Here is a 22,389-nt window from a genome sequence, read left to right as displayed (position 1 = left end):
CTAACCGGCTTCCTTCATGGCATGTCGTTCACCACTCGGCGAATGGGCCAGAATGCGGTTGCGGCCTCGGGTCTTGGCGTCGTAGAGCGCGGCATCGGCCTCGGTCAGGAGACGGTTCGGGTTGGTTCGTAGGACAGCCCCGGTCGCGCAGGCTATGCCGATGCTCGCCGTCACCCGTGCGAATTCGCTGCCGGTATGCGCGATATTTTTTTGGGCGAGGCGCCGTGCGAATTGCTCGGCGACGATCATTGCCCCCTTGGCGCTGGTGTCAGGGAGGAACACCACGAATTCCTCGCCGCCATAACGCGCGACGATGTCGGCCGGCCGGCTGACCGATTGGCGCAGACACTTGCTGACAACCCGCAGGCATTGGTCTCCGGCGGGATGGCCATAGGTATCGTTATAGGCCTTGAACCGGTCGATATCGACCATCAGCAGGCTGAACGGCGTATTTCTCCTGGCGCTGCCTGCGGTCTCGCGTGCAAAAGCTTCGTCGAAGGCGCGGCGGTTGACCATGCCGGTGAGCCCGTCGGTCTCGGCAAGGCTCTTCAGCTGCTCCGCCGACAGCCTGAGCGCGATTTCCGCCTGCTTCGTCGCCGTGATGTCAGAGACGACGGCCATCGCCATGCCGTCTTCCGCAAGCCTTGTCCGGATGCTGCGCCAGTCGCCGTTGTGAAGCTGAACCTCTTCGTCCTTGTTGCTGTGCAGTGAGGCAATGGCGGCCTTGATCCACCCATCCACGTCATCGGGGATACCAGTCCGCTCGCCGGTTTCTGCGACGCGGCGCAGGATGTCGCCGATATGGGCGCCGACCACGCGAGCATCTCTGGAGAGCGGGAACGCATCGCGATACTGGTCATTGCAAAAGACCAGAAAACCCTTGCTGTCGTACATGGCGATACCATCGGACATGCCCGCCATCGCATGCGACAGCAGGTTCTTGCTTTCGCGCAATTCCCGCTCCAGGGCGACACGCTCGGTGACATCCCGTGTCACGCCGGCAAGGCCGATCACCCGCCCCTGCCTGTCCCGCAGCGGCACCTTGGAGGCGAGCAAGGATCGGCCCTCGATGTGCTCGACGGAGTCGATCAGCGGCACTCCGCTATCGATGACCTGCTGCTCGAGATAATATAATTCTTCGGCAAGCGGCCGCGACAAGAGATTAAAATCCGACAATCCGGTCATCTCTGCCGTTGTCCTGAAACGATAGAGGCGGATCATATTTTCATTGACGGTGATGAACCGGCTGTTTCGGTCCTTCACGTAGAGATAGTCGGGCGACTGCGAAAATGCGGTCACCAATATGCTTCGTTCCAGCGCCCATTGCTGGGTCTTCAAGAGAACGAAACCACACAGCACGGTCGCCAGGCAATTCAACAGGGTCATGGGCAGACCGATGAGGGCCAGCACGCGGGCGTGCACCAGGGTCGGGAGCGTCGCCATCGATAGAACAAGTGCGGCGCCGAGCGCGAGGCTCAACAGGGCAACGTCCATGAGCCCGGGAGATCTTTTACGGATCCAGACATTGGCAACCAGGCCGATGCCGGTGGCGAAAGCAATCACTATGAGACCATCGATCATTGCCGTGCCGCCGACATAGAAGCGGAAGGCCATCGCCAGCGACGCCGCAAAAGCCGCCGCGATCGGTCCGCCGAACATGCCCGCCAAAGCCAGCGGCGAGAAGCGCAAGTCGATATAGAGGCCGGGATTGAATTCGACGGCCAGCAATATCGATCCGATGGAGGCAGCGCCGGCTACGATTCCGAAGGCGATTTTTTCCTGCCTGGCCGAGCCGCGCTGAAATTGAATCGAAAAATGCGCCCAGAGCGAAATTGCCAGGCACACGAATGAAAGGTTGCCACCGAATTGCGTCCAGATGCCATTCACTGCGTTGGATCCACCTTCCAATACATGTACCGAACCCATCATAGGGCAACACTGGTTTGAGCTTGGTTAAATCAAAGACCCATCAGGCTATATTTATTCGCAAATACATCTCCGGCCGACAGCGAGCGGGCGACGGCCGCGACGATGAGGTTTGGATAGCAGCCTTGCTGCCAAATTGAAGATATGAGCAATACGTGGAACCGGATTGAAAGGTCATGCCCGAAGACGGCAGGAGACATCATGTCCGCAATGCGCTGCAGTTCAGCGGATAGCATCCGATGCGATAAGGCATGCTTAACAACCGCATCCTGTGCCTCGGGACAGCTATCCGAATAGCGCATTAGTTGCGCGATCCGGATAGTCATGCGCAATCGGGCCATTTCCGCCATCCTGCTCTGCTGATCGACGATGCGCGGATGGGAGAAGACGAGGAAACCGAACTTGCCGTCACCTTCAGGGCAGCAAGGCGTCGATCTCGGCGCGCGAAGGCATGGCCGGGGCCGTGCCCGGCCGCGTCACCGCAATCGCCGCCGTGGCGCAACCGAAGCGCACGGCCTCGACCGGAGCACATCCTTCGGAGATCGCCGTAGCGAAGCCGCCCAGAAAGGCATCGCCGGCACCCGTGGTGTCGATGACGTTGCCCGCAGAAAATGCAGGGACGAATTCGCTCTGATCGGCCGTGTGGTAATAGGCGCCGCGTGCACCGAGCGTGAGGATCACCGCTCTCGCTCCGCGATCCAGCAACGTCAGCGCCGCCGCACGTGCCTGCTCATCCGTTTCGATCGCATGTCCCACCAATTCGGCAGCCTCCACCTCGTTGGGGACGATGAAATCACACAGGCCATAGACGCTGTCCGGTATGGCGCGGACAGGCGCGGGATTGAAAATCGTCGTGACCCCTGCCCTTTTCGCCATCGTCAGGCCATGTATGGCCGCCTCGAGCGGCTGCTCGAGCTGGGTCATAAAAATAGCGGCGCTTTCGATCTCCGCTCGGTTCGCGTCGACATCTTCGATGCCGATAAGACCCGCAGCCCCCGGCACGACGATGATGGCATTGTCGCCGCTCATTTCGTCGACGAAGATGAAGGCAGCGCCGCTGGAAACGCCGTCCATCTTCATCACATTGGCTTTGACCCCGGCGGCTGCATAGGCCGCAAGGGCCATCTCGCCGAACGGATCGTTGCCGACCCGGGAGATAAAGGTCACCTTTCCACCGGCCTTTGCCGCAGCGATCGCCTGGTTGGAGCCCTTGCCTCCCGGCCCAAGCGTGAAGCCGGACCCGATCAGCGTCTCGGCAATATGCGGCAGGCGCTTGGCCTTGTAGGCGGTGTCGGCGGCAAAGATACCCAGGATGACGATTCCGTTTTTCCCGCTCATCTCAGAGCCTCCTCCGCCGCGATGACGCCCTTGGTCAAAAGGAAGCATCCGTAAAAGCGCAGTTCCCCCGTTGCGATCACGCAATAGGCCTTTTTGGCGATGTCGTAGAACGCCATGCGTTCGACCGGATACATCGGCGATGGCTTGCCTTCGGCGCGGTCGACAATGGCCTGGACTTCTTGTTGAATCGGCGGAATTTCGTCAGGCTTGCCGATCACTTCCATCCGACCCGCGGACGGCTGGATGGGGGTGTCCAGCGGGAAGACGGAAAGGACCGCATCTATCGCCCGCGGCGCGGAAATGTTTTCCATCGTCAGAAGCCTCCCCAGACGCGTCTGGCGAGCAATCGAATCCGACGGAAAGTTGGTGTCGGAGATGACGAGATAATCGCCATGTCCCATGTTGCAAAGTGCTTGAAGAATATCGCCGTTGAGTTCGGCCCTGATTCCCTTGAGCATTGATCTTTCCATCCCTCTCTTGGCCGGAGCGCCGGCGGTGCTTCAATTCGTATGTTTGGTGATATCCGGCTTGGGCTTCGGGCACTGGCCGCTCGAGCCCCGCACGATCAGCGACCCGTCGACCATCTCGTCTCGTCTGCCTGAGAGTTCCTCAAGAAGAAGGCCGACCGCGCGCCGCGCCAGCATGTCGGCGGGCTGACGTATGGTCGTCAGTCTGGGAACGACGAGGTTGGCGAGCGAAATGTCGTCGAAGCCCGTCACCGACAGCTTGCGCGGCACGTCGATCTTGAGGTCGCGCGCCGCACGTAAAGCGCCGATGGCCTGCTGGTCGCTGGCGGCCGCAATGGCTGTCGGCCGGTCCTGCGGCGGGCGCGAAAGCAGGTCGCGGGCAATTCTTTCACCGGACTCGTAATCGAACCTGCCATAGGCGATTTCCAGTTCGACCGGCTCGCCGGTCTTGCCGCACCGGTCGATGCGGCCGACGAAGCCCTCCTTGCGCATGCGCCCCGCCTCCGTGTCGGGCGGCCCGGCGATATAGGCGATGTGGCGGTGGCCCAGCTCATAGAGATGATCCGCCATCAGCGCGGCCGCCTGCGCGTGGTTGGTCGAGACCAGCGGAAAGGCGCCGAAGCGCCGGTCCAGCGAGATCACCGGAACCGCTGTTTCCAGGTGGAGCCCAGGACCATCGCTCGAAGCCACCACGATGATACCGCGCACCGAGCGGTCGAGAAACGCCAGGACGTGGCTCTGTTCCGCCCCGCGATCGTCATGCGAACTTGCCAGCATGAGGCTATGCCCGCATTCGAGCGCCGCACGCTCGACGCTGGCGGCAAGCTGCGCGAAGAAGGGATTGGTGATGTCGGGAACGATAAGGCCGATGACATCGGTTCTGCTGGTGCGCAGCGCTCTCGCAGTCACGTTCGGCCGGTAACCGAGCGCAGAAATAGCGTCGTTGACCTTTTCGCGCAGCATGGTCTTGACCGCCTGCTCGCCCGACAGCACACGCGAAACCGTGCCCACGGATACGCCGGCATACTCTGCGACATCCTTGACTGTAGGCATCCTCGACATTTTTAAGCGTCCCGCAGCTACTTTACCGCTCCCGCGGTCATGCCGGCAATGATGTGCCTTTCCAACATGACGCCGACGGCAACCAGCGGCAGGATGCCGGCGGTGGAAAGCGCCGCCATCGACCACCAGTTGATGCCCTGGCTGCCCGTCTGGCTGGCAATCATCACAGGTAAGGTGTTGGTGTTGGTCGAGGTCAGCAATGCCGCGAAGAAATATTCGTTCCAGCACAGGATCAGCGCCAGCAGGAAGGCGGCCACCATGCCCGGCAGAACGAGCGGCACGATGATACGGGCAAACGCCCCCCAGACCGACAGCCCGTCGACAAGAGCAGCCTCCTCGAGTTCGACCGGGACCGTCGCGAACTGGTCGCGCATGATCCAGACGACGATCGGTAGGACCATCAGCGTATAGACGGCGATCATCCCGACGTAACTGTCCAGCAGCGCCAGTTCCTTATAGAGGACCAGGAACGGCAGGGCGAGAACGACGGGCGGCATGATGAGCTGCGACAAGAAGAAGAACGAAATGTCGGAGTTGCGCATATGGCCGAACTTGTAGGAAAAGCGGCTGAGGCCATAGGCGGCGAGCGATCCGAGCACGACCGCCAGCGCGGATGCCGTAACCGAGATGATGACGCTGTTCCAGAGCCTACGCATAAACTCCTCGCGCACCGTCGAGATCTCAAAAATCGTATCCGGGGAGAGGCCGAGCGAGCGCCAGCCGAGCCAGCTGGGTGTAAAGTTGTACCAGGGGATCAGATTGCCGCGCATCACATCGGCGGCAGTCTTGAACGAGGTCGAAACCGTCCAGAACAGCGGAAACACGCAGACAAATGCCCAGGTGACGAGCAGGCCATAGACGGCGAAACGCATGGCCCACCAGCGCATGCGCTGGCCGCGGGCGTATTTTTCGAAATCGATCCGAACCATCAGAGCCTTCCTGTCATGCGCTTCACGATACGGTCGGAAATTTTCATCAGTCCGGTCATGCCAAAAACGATGATGACCAGATAGACGAGCGCGAGAAGGGTGCCGTATCCGACATTCGAACGGTCGCGGTATTCTCGATAGATGAAACTGGTGACGGAATCGGTCGCCCCGCCGGGGCCTCCCGATGTCACGGTGATGATGATATCGGCGAGCTTGAGCTTGAAGATGATGCGGATCATCACCGCCGTGACCGACACCGGCAGCATCAGCGGGAAAATGACCTTCCAGAAGCGTTGCCATTTGGTGGCGCCGTCGACTTCGGCCGCCTCCAGCACCTCCCTCGACAAAGCCTGCAGCCCGGCGAGCAGCATGATCATCATGAAGGGAATGAAAGTCCAGGCATCCATGATCATGATCGAAAGCCGTGCCGTCAGCGGATCGCCGAAGAAGGAGGGATTTTCCCAGCCGAGCCAGCGGGCAAAACGCGCGACCGGGCCGAAACGGGTCTCCAGCATCGACTTGCCGACCATCCAGCTCACGGCGACCGGTGACAGCATCAACGGCACCAGGAAGGTGACGCGCCAGAATTTGCGGGCGACGATGTCCTGGTTGAGGAGCAGCGCCAGGCCGAACGCGATGGCGTATTCGACGGCAATCGCCAGGCAATAAAGGATCATGTTGATGAGGGCATTGGCGTAGAATGGATCCGTGATCATCCGCCGCACATTGTCGAGCCCGTTGAAGCGCCGGCCGGCCGAAGAGGCGAGGTTCCAATCGGAAAAGCCGATCCACAGCGCAAAGAGCAGCGGGAACACCACCATCGACACGACGAAAAGCGCTGCCGGCAGAACAAAAAGCGCCTTCTTGCCCGCCTCACCATGAATGACGACGCGCGTGACGCAAAGAACCGCGGCCCAGAGGAAATAGGCATAGAGCACCGGGCGCCAGTTCGAAAAGCCCCAATCGGTCCAGCCCAGTTCATGGACACCTTGTAAGACGAACGATGTTATGAACCATATGGCGCTCAGCCATAGAGCCGTGCGGCCCCAGAAACGACGGCTCGCCGAAATGGAGCCGGCTTCGACCGTGTGGAGCAGGTCGCCTTCGACTGTCGACATGATATTCCTCGCCCGGACAATGGGCGCTGGCGAAGTCGTTTCCGATCCGCCAGCGCGTTTATGTCAACCGGTCAGAGCCCGAGGCTCGCCCGATAGAGTTTCAGCTGGCTGTCGCGGCCGATCTGGTCGGTGATCTTTTCCCAGGCGGCGGCGATCGCATCCGCAGTTTCCTGTGCCGATTTATACTGCCCGGCAAAACCCTTCGCTAGCTCGTCCTCGGCAACGGAGTAATATTGGAAGATACCGGGGATGCGCGGTTCGATGGCGGCGTTCGGGTGGTTGTAGCTGTCGGCGTTCGAACCGAGATAGTCCTCGATATAGGCGCGGTCGTAACCTGCCTTCTGCCATTCGTCGTAGTTGAAGTTGGACTGGCGGTAGGGCTGGAAGCCGGAGGGATAGGCCGACGTCCACAGCGACAGATCCTTGCCGCCGAGATGGGCGGCGGCAGACCAGGCCGCCTTGCGCTTCTTCTCGTCGCCCGAGACCTGCTTGGTGACATAGATGCCCCAGCCGAGATAGGCCATGTTGGGCGCTTCGTTATACTTGTCTTCCCATTGCCCGGTCTTGCGGTTGTAGACCCGGTTGGAGCCGCGGTTGATGCCGAAGCCGACGACATCGCCGACAACAGAGGTGTCCGAGGTGCGGGCGCTGGAGCCGACATCGCCCCACCACATCAGCATTGCACCGGTGCCTGCCAGGAACTGCGAGAAGGCTGTGGTGCCGGGATCGGCATTGATCTGGTCGGCAGGATAGGCCTTGGCAGCGATCAGATCCAGGACGTCCTGGATCGCCTGAACCCAGGCGGGGTTGTTGACCAGCGGCTTCATGTTATCGGGATCGAACAGCCAGGCCGGGTCGCCCGGATATTTGGCATAGGCGGTCGCACGGTTCTCGATGAAATAAAAGCCGAAACCGCCCCAGCCCTTGAGCGGGTCGAGATAGCCGTAGGCCGGCTGACTGGTCAGCGGATCGGTCTTGCCGATCAGCGCTTTGGAGGCCGCGTTGACTTCCTGCCAGGTCTTCGGCGGCTCGGCCATGCCGCTGATCGAGCCTTCGCCGAAGTAATCCTTGCGATAGGCGAAGGTGTGGCAATCACCGTCGATCGTCACGCGGTAAGTCTTGCCGCCCCAGGTGCCCACAGGCGGCTTCAGGTAGCTCACCAGATCGTCGGCCTCGATCTGCTTTCCAACCCAGTCGGGCATCTCGTCCAGCAGCCCGCGGCCGGCGGTATCGCCTTCGAAGGGAGCGCCCATTTCCAGGATGTCGAAATCAACCGTGCCGGTCGCGATCGATTGCTGAAGGCGGGCGTTGTAATCGGCCTGGGCCAGGTCGATCCAGTTGATCTTGGCGCCTGTATAGGCTTCCCACGGCTTCAGGAAACCACGGAACAGGAAGTTGTGCAGATTCTGGTTGTTGAGCCCCATGAAGGTCAGCTCGACGCCGGCGAACTCGCCCTGCTTGACATTGCCCTTGGTCGGACCGAGGCAGAGCTCGCCGACCTTCTGCCAGTCCGCATCCGTCGGCGAGCCTTTGCCGACGCCCGGAATCTGCAGGATCTGGGCGCGAACATCGTCAGCGCCAAACGCCATGCCGGGAATCCCGCTGATCGCGCCCGAGACGCCGAGCAGAGCCGCGGCACTGGCCGTTCCGCGCAAAACGTCACGGCGGCTTGCCTGACGGCGCATCAATGCATCGTATATTTCAACTTTCATATCTTCCTCCTCCACGTTTCCTGGCGCTCTTGCAGCCGGCTTTGCCGGGCCTGCTCCCGTCCGATTTTAAGACTGGCTCGATGCAGAACTATCTGGTAAGCAAGAAATGAAACGTTTCATATCCTGCTTGAAACCGCTCCTCCCGGTCTCGCCGGCGAGCATCAGGCGGCAGGCGGGAAAAGTCAACAAGAAATGAAACGTTTCATGGAGGAGGTTCGACGGGTGCTTTTGAGGAGGCGCAGCGGCCGGTTTGCCCGGCGGCAATCTCTTAAACACACGGCAAGACATGCATGACCCTTGAGGCAGCTCGGGGGCGCCTGATGCAAGTGGGAGGCACATGGCTGAGGTCAATATTTCAGGGGCGCGGAAGGCTTACGGCGCCGTCAATGTCCTGCATGGCGTGGATATAGAAATTCGCGACGGCGAGTTTGTGGTGCTTGTCGGCCCGTCCGGTTGCGGCAAATCCACCCTGCTGCGCATGGTGGCGGGGCTGGAAAGCATCACCGGCGGCACCATTTCGATCGGCGACAAGGTCGTCAACAATCTGCCGCCGAAGGACCGCGATATCGCCATGGTCTTCCAGAGCTATGCGCTCTATCCGCACAAGACCGTTGCCGAAAACATGGTCTTTGCGCTGCGCCTGCAGAAACAGCCGGCCGAGGTCATCAAACAGCGCCTGCAGGCGGCGGCCGAAACCCTCGACCTCGTGCCCTATCTGGACCGTTATCCGCGCCAGCTGTCGGGCGGCCAGCGGCAGCGCGTGGCGATGGGCCGAGCCATCGTCAGATCGCCGCAAGTGTTCCTGTTCGACGAGCCTTTGTCGAACCTCGATGCCAAGCTGCGCGTTCAGATGCGCAAGGAGATCAAGGAACTCCACCAGCGGCTGAGAACCACGACCATCTATGTTACCCATGACCAGGTCGAGGCCATGACCATGGCCGACAAGATTGTGGTGATGCAAGGAGGCAAGGTCGAACAGATCGGCACACCGCTGAAACTTTACGACCGTCCCAACAACACATTTGTGGCAACGTTCATCGGCTCGCCGTCGATGAACCTGCTGAAAGGCCGGTACAGGGCCGATGGCGCGATCTTCGTCACGGAGACCGGCGAGGAGATCGCCCTTGGTTTCACACCTGATGCAGCAGACGGCCAGGCCGTCCTGCTCGGCGTTCGACCCGAACATCTGTCGCTGGCCGCAAGTGGCTTGAAGGCGACGGTCAGCGTCACCGAACCCACCGGCCATGAAACCATGGTGTTCCTGCGCTACGGGGCCGGCGAGCTTGTCGCGGTGTTCTCGGAACGCCACGAGTTTGAGCCGGGACAAGTCGTAACGGTCGCTCCTCGTACCGACAAGCTCCACCTATTTGATGCCGGGTCGGGCAAGACGCTGCGGCTCGATTGAGCCGCGGCGCCTCGGCACCGCAACTCTGCGATGCCGGCGCTTCTCTGCTCTGTCACGACTTGCAGATCGCCGCGGCCAGAAAGCCGCGCATCGCCTCGCCATAGGGCGGCCGCATCATATACTCCGCTTCCACCATCTTGCTCTGGTGATAGACGGCGCGCGGATGCGAGAAGGCGAGGAAGCCGAATTTGCCGTGATAGGCCCCCATGCCCGAATGGCCGACGCCGCCGAAGGGCAGGCCTTCGGCCGTGACATGGCTCATGCAGTCGTTGACCGTCACCCCGCCGGAGGTCGTATTGTCGAGGACACGGCGCTCCTCGTCACCATCCTGGCTGAAGTAATAGAGAGCAAGCGGGCGCGGCCTCGCATTGATCCGGTCGATGACGTCGGCGATATCGCGATAGGCAATGACCGGCAGCACCGGCCCGAAAATTTCCTCCTGCAGTACACGCATGTCTTCGGTGGGGTCGAGGATCAGGGTCGGAGGAATGCGGTGGGCCGATTGCTGCGAGAAATTCTCCGCCGCCGGGTTGATCTCGACGACACGAGCGCCCTTGGCCCTGGCATCGTCGATCAGGCCCTGGACGCGGGCGTGATGGCGGGCATTGACGATCGAGGTGTAATCGGGATTTTCCTTCAGCGCCGGATACATCGCGCCGACCGCCGCGACCGCATGTCCGGCAAAGGCTTCGACGCTTTCCTCGGGCACATAGACATGATCCGGCGCCAGGCAGATCTGGCCGGCATTCAGCGTCTTGACCGTCATTACGCGGCGCGCCGCGTCCGCGAGATCTGCCGAGCGGCCGACGATGACGGGCGACTTGCCGCCGAGTTCCAGCGTCAGCGGCGTCAGGTTTTCCGCCGCCGCGCGCATGACATGATGGGCGATCGCGGTTCCGCCGGTGAAGATCAGATGATCGAAGGCCAGCGATGTAAAGGCCGTGCCTGTCGCCGGTCCGCCCTGGATGACGGCAATTTCGGTTTCGTCGAAGGCGCCGGCGATGAGTTGCGCCATCAAGGCGGCCGATGCCGGCGTCACCTCCGACGGCTTGATCATGGCGCGGTTGCCGGCGGCGAGAATGCCGGCAAGCGGCGCAAGGGCGAGCTGATAGGGGAAGTTCCACGGGCTCAGGATTCCCACAACGCCTTTCGGCTGATAGACCACTTTGGCGACCGCATCCGGAAACAACGCCTCGTGCTCTTCCGGCTTCAGCCATTCGGCAAGATGGGCCCTGGCATATTTGAGCGAACCGACGCAGGTGAAGACGTCGAGAAGCAGGCTCGCCTCGACGCTGCGGCTGCCGAAATCGTCCGACAGGGCAGCGGCGATCGCATCCTTATGGTCGACGAGAAGGGCGATGACGCGGTCGATGCGATCGGTACGGGTGTCGATGCTCGGCGGCCCTTCCCTCAGGAAAGACGCCCTTTGCCGGTCGAGCAGCGCCTTCATGACATCGGCACTGGTATCGGTGGCGATGGGGGTGACGGTGTTCATTGTTTCCTCCCTTGAACGGTGTCAGACGGCCGGCTGGCGCACGACCGGTTTCAGCACGATGCCCTTTTCCGAATCCTCCACCGCCTGGTTGATGTCGGCGAAATCATAGAAGGTGATGAGCCGGTCGAAGGGGAAGCGACCCTGCCGATGCAGGTCGATCAGCAGCGGGATCAGCACGTCGGGATTGGAATCGCCCTCGACGATGCCGCGCACCCGGCGCCCGCCGGACAGGATATGGGTGAGGTCGAGCGTCAGCGTCGCGCCATGGGGCGAGGCCCCGACGATGCCGCAAGTGCCGCGCGGCGCCAGTACACGCACGCATTGATCGATGACGGCGGGCACGCCGGAGGCATCGATCGCATAATCGACGCCGGCGCCGGTCAGCGCCATGATCGCGGCGACGGCGTCGCTCGTCTTGCCCCCCTTTCCCGCCGTGCCATTGACGATGTCGGTCGCGCCGAGTTCCGCCGCAAGCGCCAGCCGCGTCTCGTTGACGTCGACGGCGATGATCCTGGAAGCGCCGACGACCCGTGCCGCCATCACGGCGGCAAGACCGACGGAGCCCATGCCGAAGACCGCGAGCACCTTTCCCGGTTCGACCTTGAGCGCATTCATGACCGCGCCGGCACCGGTCTGGATGCCGCAGGCAAGCGGTCCGAGCAGCGCCAGATCGGCATCCCTGGGCACTTTCACGATATTGCGTTCATGGCACAGCGCATGGCTGGCGAAAGAGGATTGCCCGAAAATATTGCCGTGAACCCGCTCTCCCTCGCAGGAGATCCCGCTCGAACCATCGGCGCGCGCACCGAAGAAGTTGCGCGGGAAGAATTCGTGGCAATAGGTCTCCTCGTGATCGTTGCAGCTCGGGCAATGTCCGCAGGAATTGAAGGTCATGACCACGTGATCGCCGGGCGCCACCTTGGCGACACCCGGCCCGACACGCTCGACGATGCCGGCGCCTTCGTGGCCAAGCACGACCGGCTGCGGCACCGGCAGATGCTGGTCGCGCATGACGATATCGGTGTGGCAAACCCCGGTTGCGACGACGCGAACCAGGACTTCCCCCTCGCGCGGCTCCTCCAGATCGAGCCTTTCCAGCGAAAACGGCATATGCGGCGCACGCGCCACCGCGGCATGGATTTTCATTGCTTCCTCCTCCCGATGATCAATCGCGTCTCAGCCGCGTTTGTAGGCGCCGAGCCCCGGCTGATAGGTCTTGTCGTCGAGGAACTGCTTCAGCCCCTCGTCGCGCCCCTTGGTCTTGTCGAGAAACAGCATCTGCTCCAGCTTGGCGTAGATGTAATCGTCGGCGAGATCCCATGGCAGGTTGCGCACCCGCTTGTAGGTGTCCTTGGCCGCCTTCAGCGTCACCGGGTTCTTTTCGAGCAGGCTGGCGCAGATCTTGCGGACCCGGCCTTCAAGCTCGGCGAGCGGCACGGCCTCGTTGACCAGACCCATTTCGGCGGCCTTGCGCCCGCCGAACAATTCGCCGGTCATGATGTAATAGAGGGCGTCGCGGTGGCGCATCACCTCGGCGACCGCGCGGGTGACGTTACCACCAGGCAGAATGCCCCAATTGATCTCGGAGAGCCCGAAATTCGCCTCCTCGGCAGCGATGGCGAGATCGCAGGAAACCAGCGGCGTGAAGGCGCCGCCGAAGCACCAGCCGTTGACCATGGCGATCGTCGGCTTTTCGAAATACATCAGCCGGCCCCACCAGTTGCCGGACTGCCGCCGTGCCTTCAGCGTGGCATCACGCGGCTTGTCGTCATTGTCGCGGAAATATTCCTTGAGATCCATGCCGGCCGACCAGGATTGCCCGGCGCCGCGCAGAACGAGCACGCGGCAGCGCTCGTCGCCCTCGAGTTCGTCGAGCACTTCGAGCATTCGGGCATTCAGCGCCGGGTTCATCGCGTTGCGCTTTTCCGGACGGTTGAGGGTCACGAAGGCGATGCCGTTGTCGAAGTCGACCAGAACGGGGGATTGGATGTCAGTCATAGGAGTACTCCATTGGTTTCGTGGTGAAAGGCGGGGGCCGCTTCACAAAGTCTGTCGTTGAAGGGTTTCGTCGGAATGCAGCTGGCGCAGAACATGTTTCTGCACCTTGCCGGAGGCGGTGCGAGGAATGGTCTCGACGAAGAGGATGCGGGCCGGACGTTTGAAGGCGGCGAGCCTTGCCGCGCAATGGCCGGCGATCTCATCGCCCGTCGCCACAGCACCCGGCCGCAGCACGACATAGGCGATGCCGCATTCGCCCCATCGGATGTCGGGAATGCCGACGACCGCGGCATCGAGAATATCGGGATGGCTTGCGAGTGCTGCTTCAACCTCGGCGGGGTAAACATTCTCGCCGCCGCTGATATACATGTCCTTCAGCCGGTCGACGATGCGATAGAAGCCGTTGGCTTCGCGTCGGCCGAGATCGCCGGTGCGGTACCAACCATCGGTGAAGGCGGCAGCGGTTTCCTGAGGTTTGTTCCAGTAGCCCGGCGTCACCGCCGGACCGCGCAGCCAGAGTTCGCCGATCTCACCTTCATCAACCTCGCGGCCGTCCTCATCGACGATGCAAATGTCGAGCAGTGGCGCGGGAAGACCGACGCTGCCGGGATTGTCCTGCACGGCGCGCCGATCGATCGGCACATGCAGCACCGTTCCTGCCTCGCTCATGCCATAGCCGTTGACCAGCGCAACACCGTCGTCGAGATAGCTTTCGATCAGCGCCTGCGTCAGCGGCGCGCCGCCGACGAAGAGCGCATGCAGGCCGGAAAGAGCCGCGGCGCTATAGGCGGCATCGCCACGCAAGGCGAGCGCGATCTGCGGTACGGCGAAATAATGGGTGATGGCGCGCTGCCGGTCGGCAAGGGCCGCAAGCGTGCGCGCCGGCGTGAAGCGATCGGAGACGACAAGCGTGCCGCCCAGCATCAATGTGGTTCGCGCTACCGCAATCAGCCCGATCGTGTGGAAGAACGGCAGGTCGCACAGGGCGACGGATCTCGGCCCGATCTCGCCGACCACGGAAAAATTGACGGCGGCAAAGAAGGCATTGCGGCGGGTGATGACGACGCCCTTCGGCTGTCCCGTCGTGCCCGACGTGTAGAGAAGGACGCAGGCTCCATCGGCATCGGCGGCCACCGGCCCGGCCGGAAGGCTCGCCTCGATCCGGGCAGCGAGCCCGGCCGGACCGCCCGATGTCGAGATCACCAGCATTTCGGAATCGGCGCCCGCAAGGCGCGCCACATCAGCCGAGAACTCCTCGTCGTGGACCAGGAGCGCCGGCGTGCAATCGGCAAGGATCGGCCGAAGCTCGGCGGCGTTGAGGCGCCAGTTGAGCGGCACGTAGATGGCGCCGGCGCGCTGGCAGGCAAAGGCAAGCACGATCGAATCCATGGCGTTGCGCGCCAGCATGGCGACCCGCGCCCCATCCCGCCGCGCGCCGAGCACACCGGTCAGGAGGCCGGCGCAGCGGGCGATCCGCGCATCGAGCTCGGCATAGGTGAGCTGCCGGCCGGTCGCGATCTCGAACAGAGCCTGACGATCCGGTGCGACGCCGGCGCGGTAGAGGATCGGATCATCCTTCACCAGTCCGCAATCTGCCGACGAAGCCACCCCGGAAAAGGAACGCGCCATTATTTCCTCCCATGCCCGTCGCTCCCACAACAGGCACCAAATTTGTATGCAACACATACTAATATCTTTTTTCGGAGATGCAAGAGCCGTTTGCGGCAATCCGCTCATTCGCACGGGCGCGGGAGAAATCGAGGCCGGCGATATTGACTAACCCGCTGATTTTGATGGTTATGGCGCCTGAACCAGGCGAGACGAACAATGACCAAGAAAGCACCGCAGGACGATGTCGAGGGCGAAGAGGCGCCGGCAACGACGCCGCTCGACGTCGGCCGGCTCGGCGATCTCCTGGGCTTTCATCTGCGCATGGCGCATGTCGCGATCTATCGCGACTTCGCCGACACCATGGAGGCGCTGGCGCTGACGCAGAAACAGCTCGCGGTGATGGAGCTGCTTGCGGTCAATACCGGCGCATCGCAGATCGACCTGGCCAATACGCTCGGCACCGACCGCGCGACCATGATGGCCCTCGTCAACCGCCTGGCAGCCCGCGACCTGATCGAGCGCCGGCCTTCCCAGGCAGACCGTCGCCGCCAAGAACTTTATCTGACCGAGGCGGGACGCGTTATGCTCGCACAGGCGCGCAAGCTGATCGACACGCACGAGCAGCGTTTCATCGAGCTGTTTTCGCGCGATGAGATGGATGCGCTGCTGGCGGCGCTGAAGCGGATATATAAGGGGAACTGAAACCCGTTTTCGCGTTTCCCGGCGGGCCCGGGTTCAGACCCACTTGCAGCAGAGAAGCATCATGAGCGCTCCCGGCTCAACCCGGTCATAGGCTTCGAAGAAACTTAAATTTTCCGCGACATCTCATGGATGAGAAGATGCCCAATGGGCTGCCGATTCACGAATTCCGCCTCGACGTGTTTGAGAACATGGCGCTGCCCAGCGAACGGCACCATCTCCATGGCCTCTGCGAACGATACCCACTGAAATTCGCTGTGTTCATCGTTGATAAAAACTGTCTGCTCGGCATCCACAACACCGACGAACACGGGCAGCATGCTGATGGCATTGCGATCAGCCTCATAAAATTGCTCGCAGATATCTGCGGAATAGAGAAAGTCGCAGATCAGGCCTGTCTCTTCACGGACCTCTCGCAACGCAGCTTCCCAGGCCTTCTCGCCGTCCTCGATCCCGCCGGCCACTTGGCACCACTCACCTACCAGCGTGTGATTTCGGCGTAAAAGCAGCACCTCATATCCAGCCATTCTCTCGCGGATGACGACGACCGATACAGCAAAACAACGGATTGGAATTTCGGCCATTCGCCCTCTCCTCCAAAATGATCCTTTGCGTTGTCGGTTGGCTTAACAGGAAATTCCGCAACGCGCACAACGTCCGCTTCCGGCGCCAACCGGAAGCACTGATTGCCCAATGAAAGTCTGCTCCGGGGCCGAAAGCGGCCTGGCAGCTCTTGGCTGCCGAGGAACGACAACTGATGATCAACCCGCGGGGCTAAGGTCTGAGAACGGCCCACACCGAGCTCTCGCCCATTGCATGCTCGCCAGGATCAGGCTGGGACCAAGCCATGCACCATACGGAACATCATGGGAAATGATCGGGGTCCATCGGGCAAGCCAACCAGATACCCGGCACGAACATGCTGTTCGATCGAACCACGGGCGTCGTCCGAAAGTGCCATCAATATGCTTGTGGTGCTGCCTGGGCCGTCGGTGAACGTAGCCCAATAATCCGCGAAGGACGCATACTCACAATCCACGACAAAGGGAATCTCCGTCACGTCGACGAGGCCGATCTTCCGCCACAACGTCGCCTGACCATTAGGCCAGAAGAGCTGGCGCCCCGCCCGCATAGATCTGAGCCTAGCGAAGTCGGTCTCAAGCACGGCGCCGGTGTTAATGACGAGATCGAAGGCGGGCATGCCGCCCAAGAACTGAGTAACGGCGGACGCGACCACGCCGCCTGGACGGGTCACGCGCTTCATCTCGGCAACTACCTGTTCAATTTCCGGGATAACGTCCAGGGCCAGCGTGGAAACGGCCGCATCGAAAAAGTTAGTGTCGAACCGCATGTGCCGGACATCGCCGTGTTCATATGCGATATTGGGGTGGGATCGTCGACGGCGGGCTCCTTCCAGGTATCCCTCCGATGCGTCAACACCGATCACATGCGCTCCCGCCTCGGCCAGTGCTTTCGACAACACACCTGTCCCACATGCTACATCGAGCACGCGACTGCCCGGAGCAATATTGGCACGCGTGAGAAATGGGCTTGCCAGATGTTCGCTCCAGCGCCCTATGAATGTCTCGTAGACGTCGGGATCGGCCCAATTATATCGTAGTTCTGCGGCTTCCATGGCTTGCCATCCTCTCTCGATCAAGAATGGACCGTAACACGGCCATTCGGGTCGCGCGTATCGCCGTCACACCGGGCAATCCAGCGGAACCTTGTTAATGCTTCTCAAGAAAATATGACACAGCGGGCCGCCTGAAATCACACTGGCTTTGGCAACCATGCCGCATCTGTAGCTGTCCTTTCGGCCCTTTTCGTAATGCATCCTCACTGTTTGCTATTTTCGTCATTGCATTACGACCGTAATATGTATAAGTGATCGTAATGCAATAGTGCGCCACTGGTGAAAACTCAGCGGTTTGGAGACAGTAATGACCTTAAATTCCAAAAAGACCGCCCTCGTAACGGGAGCATCGTCCGGTATCGGTCGCGCGAGTGCCGAGGCCTTGGCACGAGCCGGCTTCACAGTCTTCGGCACGAGCCGCAAGCCGAGTAACGAGAGCTCGGGCCAGGTCTCTATGCTGGCTTGTGACGTGACGGATGAAGCCTCTGTGGCATCACTCGTTTCGACAGTGCTCTCACGCACCGGACGTATCGACGTTCTCGTCAACAACGCTGGCTTGGGTATGTTTGGTGGGGCCGAAGAGTCCTCCGTTGCTCAGGTTCAGAGCCTGTTCGACGTCAACCTGTTCGGTGTCATGCGGATGACGAGCGCCGTGCTGCCTTCGATGCGGCGTCGGGGAGAGGGGCGCATCGTCAACCTCAGTTCGGCGCTGGGGTTCGTGCCGGCACCGTACTCGGCGCATTACGCAGCGAGCAAGTACGCACTCGAAGGCTATTCGGAGTCGCTCGACCACGAAATCCGCGGCTTCAACATCCGCGTCTCGCTGATCGAGCCGGGGACCGTCCAAGGCAGTTTCGACCACAGCTCGCTGGAACCGGATTCCAAGATGAAGGAGTATGACGCGGGGCGTGCCTGGGTGCATAACTTTTACGAGAAGTCGAAGCTAACGGCTGATACGCCCGAGGACGTGGCGGGCGCAGTGCTTTTGGCGGCCACCGCCAAGCGCCATCGGCAACGTTACACCGTCGGCAAGGTCGCGTGGCAGATCAGCCTCCTGCGGCGTCTCATGCCTGCGAGTTTGTTCGACAAGGCCTTGCGCCAGCAGTTCCGCCTGCCGGCCTAACTATCCCCGCTTCCCGACGCAACGCAGTGGGATGCGTATCAGGCGGCTCGCCCTGGCCATGCTTCCCAACACCCGCCAGCAGCATCCCGCCGAACGCTATCGCGTCGCCGGATAATCTGCATCGCCACACCCTAAAACTCGACAGGAAGAAGACAATGACGTTCAAAGCTTTGCTCGCCTCCAAGGATGGCGATACGCTCTCCACAAAAATCGTAGACCTGACCGAGGCCGATCTGATGGACGGCGACGTAACGGTCGCCGTCGATTACTCGACCGTGAACTACAAGGACGGGATGGCCGTGACCGGACGGCTGCCGGTGATCCAGACCTTTCCACTCGTTCCCGGCATCGATCTCGCCGGAACGGTGGAAGCGTCCTCACATCCTGATTTCAAGGTTGGCGACCGGGTGGTTGCCAACGGCTGGGGGCTGAGCCAGACCCATCATGGCGGCTATGCTCAGAAGGCCCGGTTGAGTGGCAACTGGCTTGTGAAGCTGTCCGAATCGCTCTCCACGAAGGATGCGATGGCCATCGGCACTGCTGGCTACACAGCCATGCTGTCTGTGCTGGCACTCGAACATGGCGGGATCACGCCTGATAAAGGTGATATCCTCGTTACGGGAGCCAATGGCGGCGTCGGATCGATCGCCGTTGCACTGCTCTCGGGGCTCGGATACCGCGTCATCGCCTCCACGGGCCGACTTGAGGAAACAGCCTATCTGCGGGAGCTCGGAGCGGCAGAGATCATAGATCGGAACACACTGTCGGAACCAGGAGCCCCCGTTGCGGCCGAACGCTGGGCCGGCGCAATCGACAGCGTCGGCAGTCACACGCTAGCAAACGTCCTGGCACAGACGAAGTATCGTGGCGTCGTGACCACCTGCGGCCTTGCCCAGGGCCGCGACCTTCCTGCCACGGTGCTCCCGTTCATTCTGCGCAACATCACACTTGCCGGCATCGACTCGGTCAATGCGCCTCAGGTGGTGCGTTTGGAAGCCTGGGCGCGTCTCGCCCGCGATCTGGATCTCGCAAAGCTCGCGCGCACCACAACAGTCATCGGTCTGGCGCAGGTCCCTGACGTCGCCGAGAGCATTTTGGGCGGGCACGTTCAGGGCCGCACGGTCGTCGACGTCAATCTATAGGGTTGTCAGGGAAAAGCGGAGCACGCGATCACTCAAGAAGCAGGAGTCTTCCCGGTCTAGCCGGAACCAGGGAGACTCCAAGCGGTTTCGCAGCCGCTCCGCGCACGACGTGTGCGGCCGCAGCGGTGCCAATTGGGCAGTTGTATTGTGCTCACCCCGTGATATTATGATCGTAATTCAATGAAGATTTGAAGAGCGCCTCATGCGATACGAAAAAGGCCGAAAAGACACGTCACGCCGGAGGATCATCGATGTCGCTATCGAGCGGTTTCGCACGGATGGAATTGCGGGCTCGGGTCTTGCGACGATCATGAAGGATGCCGGTCTGACCAATGGCGCCTTCTATCCCCACTTTCCCTCGAAAGCCGATCTCGTCCGGGAAACGTTGTCTGATGCCCTGAGCAAGCAAGCAGTATGGCTGCGCGCGGTGTTGGACGAAGGGGGGCTCGACGGCGTGATCGACTTCTACCTCTCGCCAGAACACCGGGACAATCCGGGACTGGGCTGCGCCTCCGCAGCTCTGCTGCCGGAGCTTGCGCGGCAGCCGGAGGAGACGCGCGGCATGTATGCCGAACAGTCCCGCATCCTTGTGCTTCTGCTTGCCGAAGCGCTTCCAGCAGATGTCGAAGCGAGGGAGGACGTGGCATACGCATTTTTTGCGACACTGATCGGGACGCTCCAACTGGCACGGGCGGTCAATAATGAAGTATCGGGCCGCATTCTGCAGGCTGGAAAGAACGCCTTACGCGCCTTGGCGGGTCTTACGCACTCACCGGCCTCTTGAGCCTGAAATCCATACAAGAGCGCGCTCTCTATAAGTGTTCGGACGGAGTCCCACTTGGCGTCATTGACTCCGACAATACCTGAACTTTGCCGCTGCGCGGCGAATCAAAACCTTGCCAGCAACGAACCAACAGACCGGAGATTTCCAGTGAAAGCCTATGTCGTCAACAAGTACAAGAAGAAGGGCGCGCTGCGCCTTGCCGAACTGCCGGATCCGCAGGTTCAGAACGCCGACGTCCTCGTGCGCGTCCATGCCACATCCGTCAACCCGCTCGATTCCAAGGTCAGGGACGGCGCTTTCAAGATCTTCCTGCCTTACCGTCCGCCCTTCGTGCTTGGCCATGATGTCGCCGGGACTGTCGTCAAGGTCGGCTCCGGTGTCAACCGCTTCAAGGTCGGCGACGAGATCTATGCACGGCCGAGGGACCACCGCGTCGGCACATTTGCGGAATTGATCGCCATCCACCAAGATGATGCAGCACTGAAACCCCGTACGCTCGATATGGAAGAAGCGTCGTCCATCCCACTAGTCGCGCTGACGGCGTGGCAGGCCCTCGTCGATATCGCGAAGGTGAAGCCGAGCCAGAAAGTCTTCATTCAGGCGGGTTCGGGCGGCGTCGGTACGATCGCGATCCAGCTCGCCAAGCATTTGGGCGCAACGGTCGCGACGACGACGAGTGCGAAAAATGCCGCTCTTGTCAAAAGCCTCGGCGCCGATGTGGTGATCGACTACAAGAGCCAGGACTTCGAGAAAGTTCTCTCCGGCTATGACGTGGTCCTGAACAGCCAGGATCCGAAGACGCTTGCGAAGTCACTCAACGTCCTGAAGCCGGGCGGCCATTTCGTCTCCATTTCAGGCCCGCCGGACCCGGCGTTCGCCAAAAATCTTGGTCTGAACGCGCTCTTGAAGCTTGTCGTCCGGCTGTTGAGCCGCAGCGTGCGCAAGAAGGCGAAGAGCCGTAGTGTTCAGTATTCTTTCCTGTTCATGCGGGCCAATGGTCGGCAACTCGAACAGATCGCCGAGTTGATCGACAGTGGGGCCTTGCGCCCCGTCGTGGACAAGATTTTCCCCTTCAACCAAACGCCCGAGGCTTTGGCCTATGTCGAGACGGGTCGTGTGAAGGGCAAGGTTGTGATCAAGGTCCAGTAGTGTCGCTTTGACGGTAGTGCAGAGGCAGCAATCCTTCCGCGGGTACGCGGGTCGGGATTTCCTTCCATGCTCCGCAGGTAACAGCGTCTCAATTGTGCGCCACTCTGAATCGGTCAGGTCTCCACGAGCCAAAGCATCCTCCTAAAAGGAAGTCTTGAATCATGCTTCAGGCGATTTTGGAATCGGGGCTGGTGACGACGGGTGCCATTTCCATCTCGATTGCTGCTCCTGGGCTACGGGTATGCTGGGCCGGCGCCTGTCCTCTACTTGATTGCGTCCATGACCGACCTCGTCGATGGATGGCTCGCCCGACCGACAAAGCGAGCGTCCGAATACCGTGCCCGCCTTGACGCCATCGTCGACAACATCTTCTCCGTCGCCATTCTGCTTTTTCTACTCTCGTCATACCCCGGCCTCGCATCCCGCCACGGCGTTGCGTTGGCAGTCCTGTTCGGCGGCCCGGTGATCTATCTGCTCGTTTCGTGGCTGCTGACTCGACGCCTGCTGATGTTCCATTTTTGGTCGGCGAAGGCCGGCGCACTTTTGCTATTCGCGTTCTGGCCGTTGCTTTGTCTCACGGAATGGGAAGCCTTGATTCCACTGGCTGCGACCGTCGTCGGGCTCAGCAGACTCGAACAGGTGATTTTCATTCTGCGCGGGGGTGTCGATCAGGATGCGCCACACATGTTCGCCGCGGTGGAACGGCCCCACTTTCGCGGCTGATCCAAACGTTGTCCGGACGTCAACGCCGCTGGTACGCGCGATGCGGCCGTGATTGCCCTTTTTCGCCGGACA

21 protein-coding genes are annotated in these 22,389 nt (G+C 61.2%); 7 read left to right on the top strand and 14 right to left on the bottom strand.

Annotated features, from left to right (window positions below; genetic code table 11):
- From CO667_RS25785 to CO667_RS25750, 8 genes are all read right to left on the bottom strand, one after another.
- Entirely contained in the window at positions 1-1,929 is a 1,929-nt protein-coding gene (locus CO667_RS25785) for a diguanylate cyclase (RefSeq protein ID WP_097621120.1), read from the bottom strand.
- Positions 1,930-1,958: 29 nt separating this feature from the next.
- Positions 1,959-2,276, bottom strand: coding sequence for a hypothetical protein (locus tag CO667_RS25780; protein ID WP_143540748.1), 318 nt, complete (start codon positions 2,274-2,276; stop codon positions 1,959-1,961).
- Positions 2,277-2,340: 64 nt separating this feature from the next.
- Positions 2,341-3,264: a ribokinase gene (locus CO667_RS25775; RefSeq protein ID WP_097621118.1), complete on the bottom strand. Its 924-nt coding sequence runs from the start codon at positions 3,262-3,264 to the stop codon at positions 2,341-2,343.
- Entirely contained in the window at positions 3,261-3,722 is a 462-nt protein-coding gene (locus tag CO667_RS25770; RefSeq protein ID WP_097621117.1) for an RbsD/FucU domain-containing protein, read from the bottom strand. Before CO667_RS25770 ends, CO667_RS25775 begins: the two co-directional genes overlap by 4 nt.
- A gap of 42 nt (positions 3,723-3,764) precedes the next feature.
- A complete protein-coding gene (locus CO667_RS25765; protein WP_097621116.1) occupies positions 3,765-4,793 on the bottom strand; it encodes a LacI family DNA-binding transcriptional regulator in 1,029 nt (342 codons plus the stop codon).
- A gap of 17 nt (positions 4,794-4,810) precedes the next feature.
- Entirely contained in the window at positions 4,811-5,722 is a 912-nt protein-coding gene (locus tag CO667_RS25760) for a carbohydrate ABC transporter permease (protein WP_097621115.1), read from the bottom strand.
- Positions 5,722-6,840, bottom strand: coding sequence for a sugar ABC transporter permease (locus tag CO667_RS25755; protein WP_097621114.1), 1,119 nt, complete (start codon positions 6,838-6,840; stop codon positions 5,722-5,724). The genes CO667_RS25760 and CO667_RS25755 overlap by 1 nt, the downstream gene beginning before the upstream one ends.
- Before the next feature lie 71 nt (positions 6,841-6,911).
- A complete protein-coding gene (locus CO667_RS25750) occupies positions 6,912-8,552 on the bottom strand; it encodes an extracellular solute-binding protein (protein WP_097621113.1) in 1,641 nt (546 codons plus the stop codon).
- Positions 8,553-8,889: 337 nt separating this feature from the next.
- Here CO667_RS25750 and ugpC point away from each other — a divergent pair, with 337 nt between their 5' ends.
- A complete protein-coding gene (gene ugpC / locus CO667_RS25745) occupies positions 8,890-9,957 on the top strand; it encodes a sn-glycerol-3-phosphate ABC transporter ATP-binding protein UgpC (protein ID WP_097621112.1) in 1,068 nt (355 codons plus the stop codon).
- A 52-nt stretch (positions 9,958-10,009) separates the two neighbouring features.
- Here the strand turns inward: ugpC and CO667_RS25740 are convergent, their stop codons facing one another.
- Genes CO667_RS25740 through CO667_RS25725 form a run of 4 tightly spaced genes read right to left on the bottom strand, consistent with a single transcriptional unit; the run spans position 10,010 to position 15,079 of the window.
- The gene (locus tag CO667_RS25740; protein WP_097621111.1) at positions 10,010-11,452 is read right to left on the bottom strand and encodes a coniferyl aldehyde dehydrogenase; all 1,443 of its coding nucleotides are present in this window, start codon (positions 11,450-11,452) and stop codon (positions 10,010-10,012) included.
- 21 nt (positions 11,453-11,473) lie between these two features.
- Positions 11,474-12,598: an NAD(P)-dependent alcohol dehydrogenase gene (locus CO667_RS25735; protein ID WP_097621110.1), complete on the bottom strand. Its 1,125-nt coding sequence runs from the start codon at positions 12,596-12,598 to the stop codon at positions 11,474-11,476.
- A gap of 30 nt (positions 12,599-12,628) precedes the next feature.
- Entirely contained in the window at positions 12,629-13,450 is an 822-nt protein-coding gene (locus tag CO667_RS25730) for a p-hydroxycinnamoyl CoA hydratase/lyase (protein ID WP_097621109.1), read from the bottom strand.
- Positions 13,451-13,492: 42 nt separating this feature from the next.
- Positions 13,493-15,079, bottom strand: coding sequence for an AMP-binding protein (locus CO667_RS25725; RefSeq protein WP_097621108.1), 1,587 nt, complete (start codon positions 15,077-15,079; stop codon positions 13,493-13,495).
- Between the two features lie 198 nt (positions 15,080-15,277).
- On the opposite strand from CO667_RS25725, the gene CO667_RS25720 reads away from it, so the two are divergent.
- The gene (locus CO667_RS25720) at positions 15,278-15,763 is read left to right on the top strand and encodes a MarR family transcriptional regulator (protein WP_097621107.1); all 486 of its coding nucleotides are present in this window, start codon (positions 15,278-15,280) and stop codon (positions 15,761-15,763) included.
- Positions 15,764-15,867: 104 nt separating this feature from the next.
- Here the strand turns inward: CO667_RS25720 and CO667_RS25715 are convergent, their stop codons facing one another.
- Both CO667_RS25715 and CO667_RS25710 read right to left on the bottom strand, forming a co-directional pair.
- Positions 15,868-16,344, bottom strand: coding sequence for an NUDIX domain-containing protein (locus CO667_RS25715; protein WP_097621106.1), 477 nt, complete (start codon positions 16,342-16,344; stop codon positions 15,868-15,870).
- A 245-nt stretch (positions 16,345-16,589) separates the two neighbouring features.
- On the bottom strand, positions 16,590-17,396 hold the full coding sequence (locus tag CO667_RS25710; protein ID WP_097621105.1) for a class I SAM-dependent methyltransferase: 807 nt from the start codon (positions 17,394-17,396) through the stop codon (positions 16,590-16,592).
- A gap of 307 nt (positions 17,397-17,703) precedes the next feature.
- On the opposite strand from CO667_RS25710, the gene CO667_RS25705 reads away from it, so the two are divergent.
- The 5 genes from CO667_RS25705 to CO667_RS25685 all read left to right on the top strand — a co-directional run bounded on the left by CO667_RS25705 (position 17,704) and on the right by CO667_RS25685 (position 22,317).
- On the top strand, positions 17,704-18,519 hold the full coding sequence (locus tag CO667_RS25705; RefSeq protein ID WP_097621104.1) for an oxidoreductase: 816 nt from the start codon (positions 17,704-17,706) through the stop codon (positions 18,517-18,519).
- Positions 18,520-18,674: 155 nt separating this feature from the next.
- Positions 18,675-19,661: an MDR family oxidoreductase gene (locus tag CO667_RS25700; protein ID WP_097621103.1), complete on the top strand. Its 987-nt coding sequence runs from the start codon at positions 18,675-18,677 to the stop codon at positions 19,659-19,661.
- A 202-nt stretch (positions 19,662-19,863) separates the two neighbouring features.
- The gene (locus tag CO667_RS25695) at positions 19,864-20,445 is read left to right on the top strand and encodes a TetR/AcrR family transcriptional regulator (RefSeq protein WP_097621102.1); all 582 of its coding nucleotides are present in this window, start codon (positions 19,864-19,866) and stop codon (positions 20,443-20,445) included.
- A 147-nt stretch (positions 20,446-20,592) separates the two neighbouring features.
- Positions 20,593-21,594: an NADP-dependent oxidoreductase gene (locus tag CO667_RS25690; protein ID WP_097621101.1), complete on the top strand. Its 1,002-nt coding sequence runs from the start codon at positions 20,593-20,595 to the stop codon at positions 21,592-21,594.
- Between the two features lie 201 nt (positions 21,595-21,795).
- Positions 21,796-22,317 carry a CDP-alcohol phosphatidyltransferase family protein gene (locus CO667_RS25685; RefSeq protein ID WP_280953247.1) on the top strand — a complete coding sequence of 174 codons (522 nt, stop codon included), beginning with the start codon at positions 21,796-21,798 and terminating at the stop codon, positions 22,315-22,317.
- Positions 22,318-22,389 lie beyond the last annotated feature (72 nt).

It is taken from the genome of Rhizobium sp. L43 (genome assembly GCF_002531725.1).
Lineage (GTDB): Bacteria > Pseudomonadota > Alphaproteobacteria > Rhizobiales > Rhizobiaceae > Rhizobium.
This window is presented reverse-complemented; position numbering and strand designations above follow the sequence as displayed.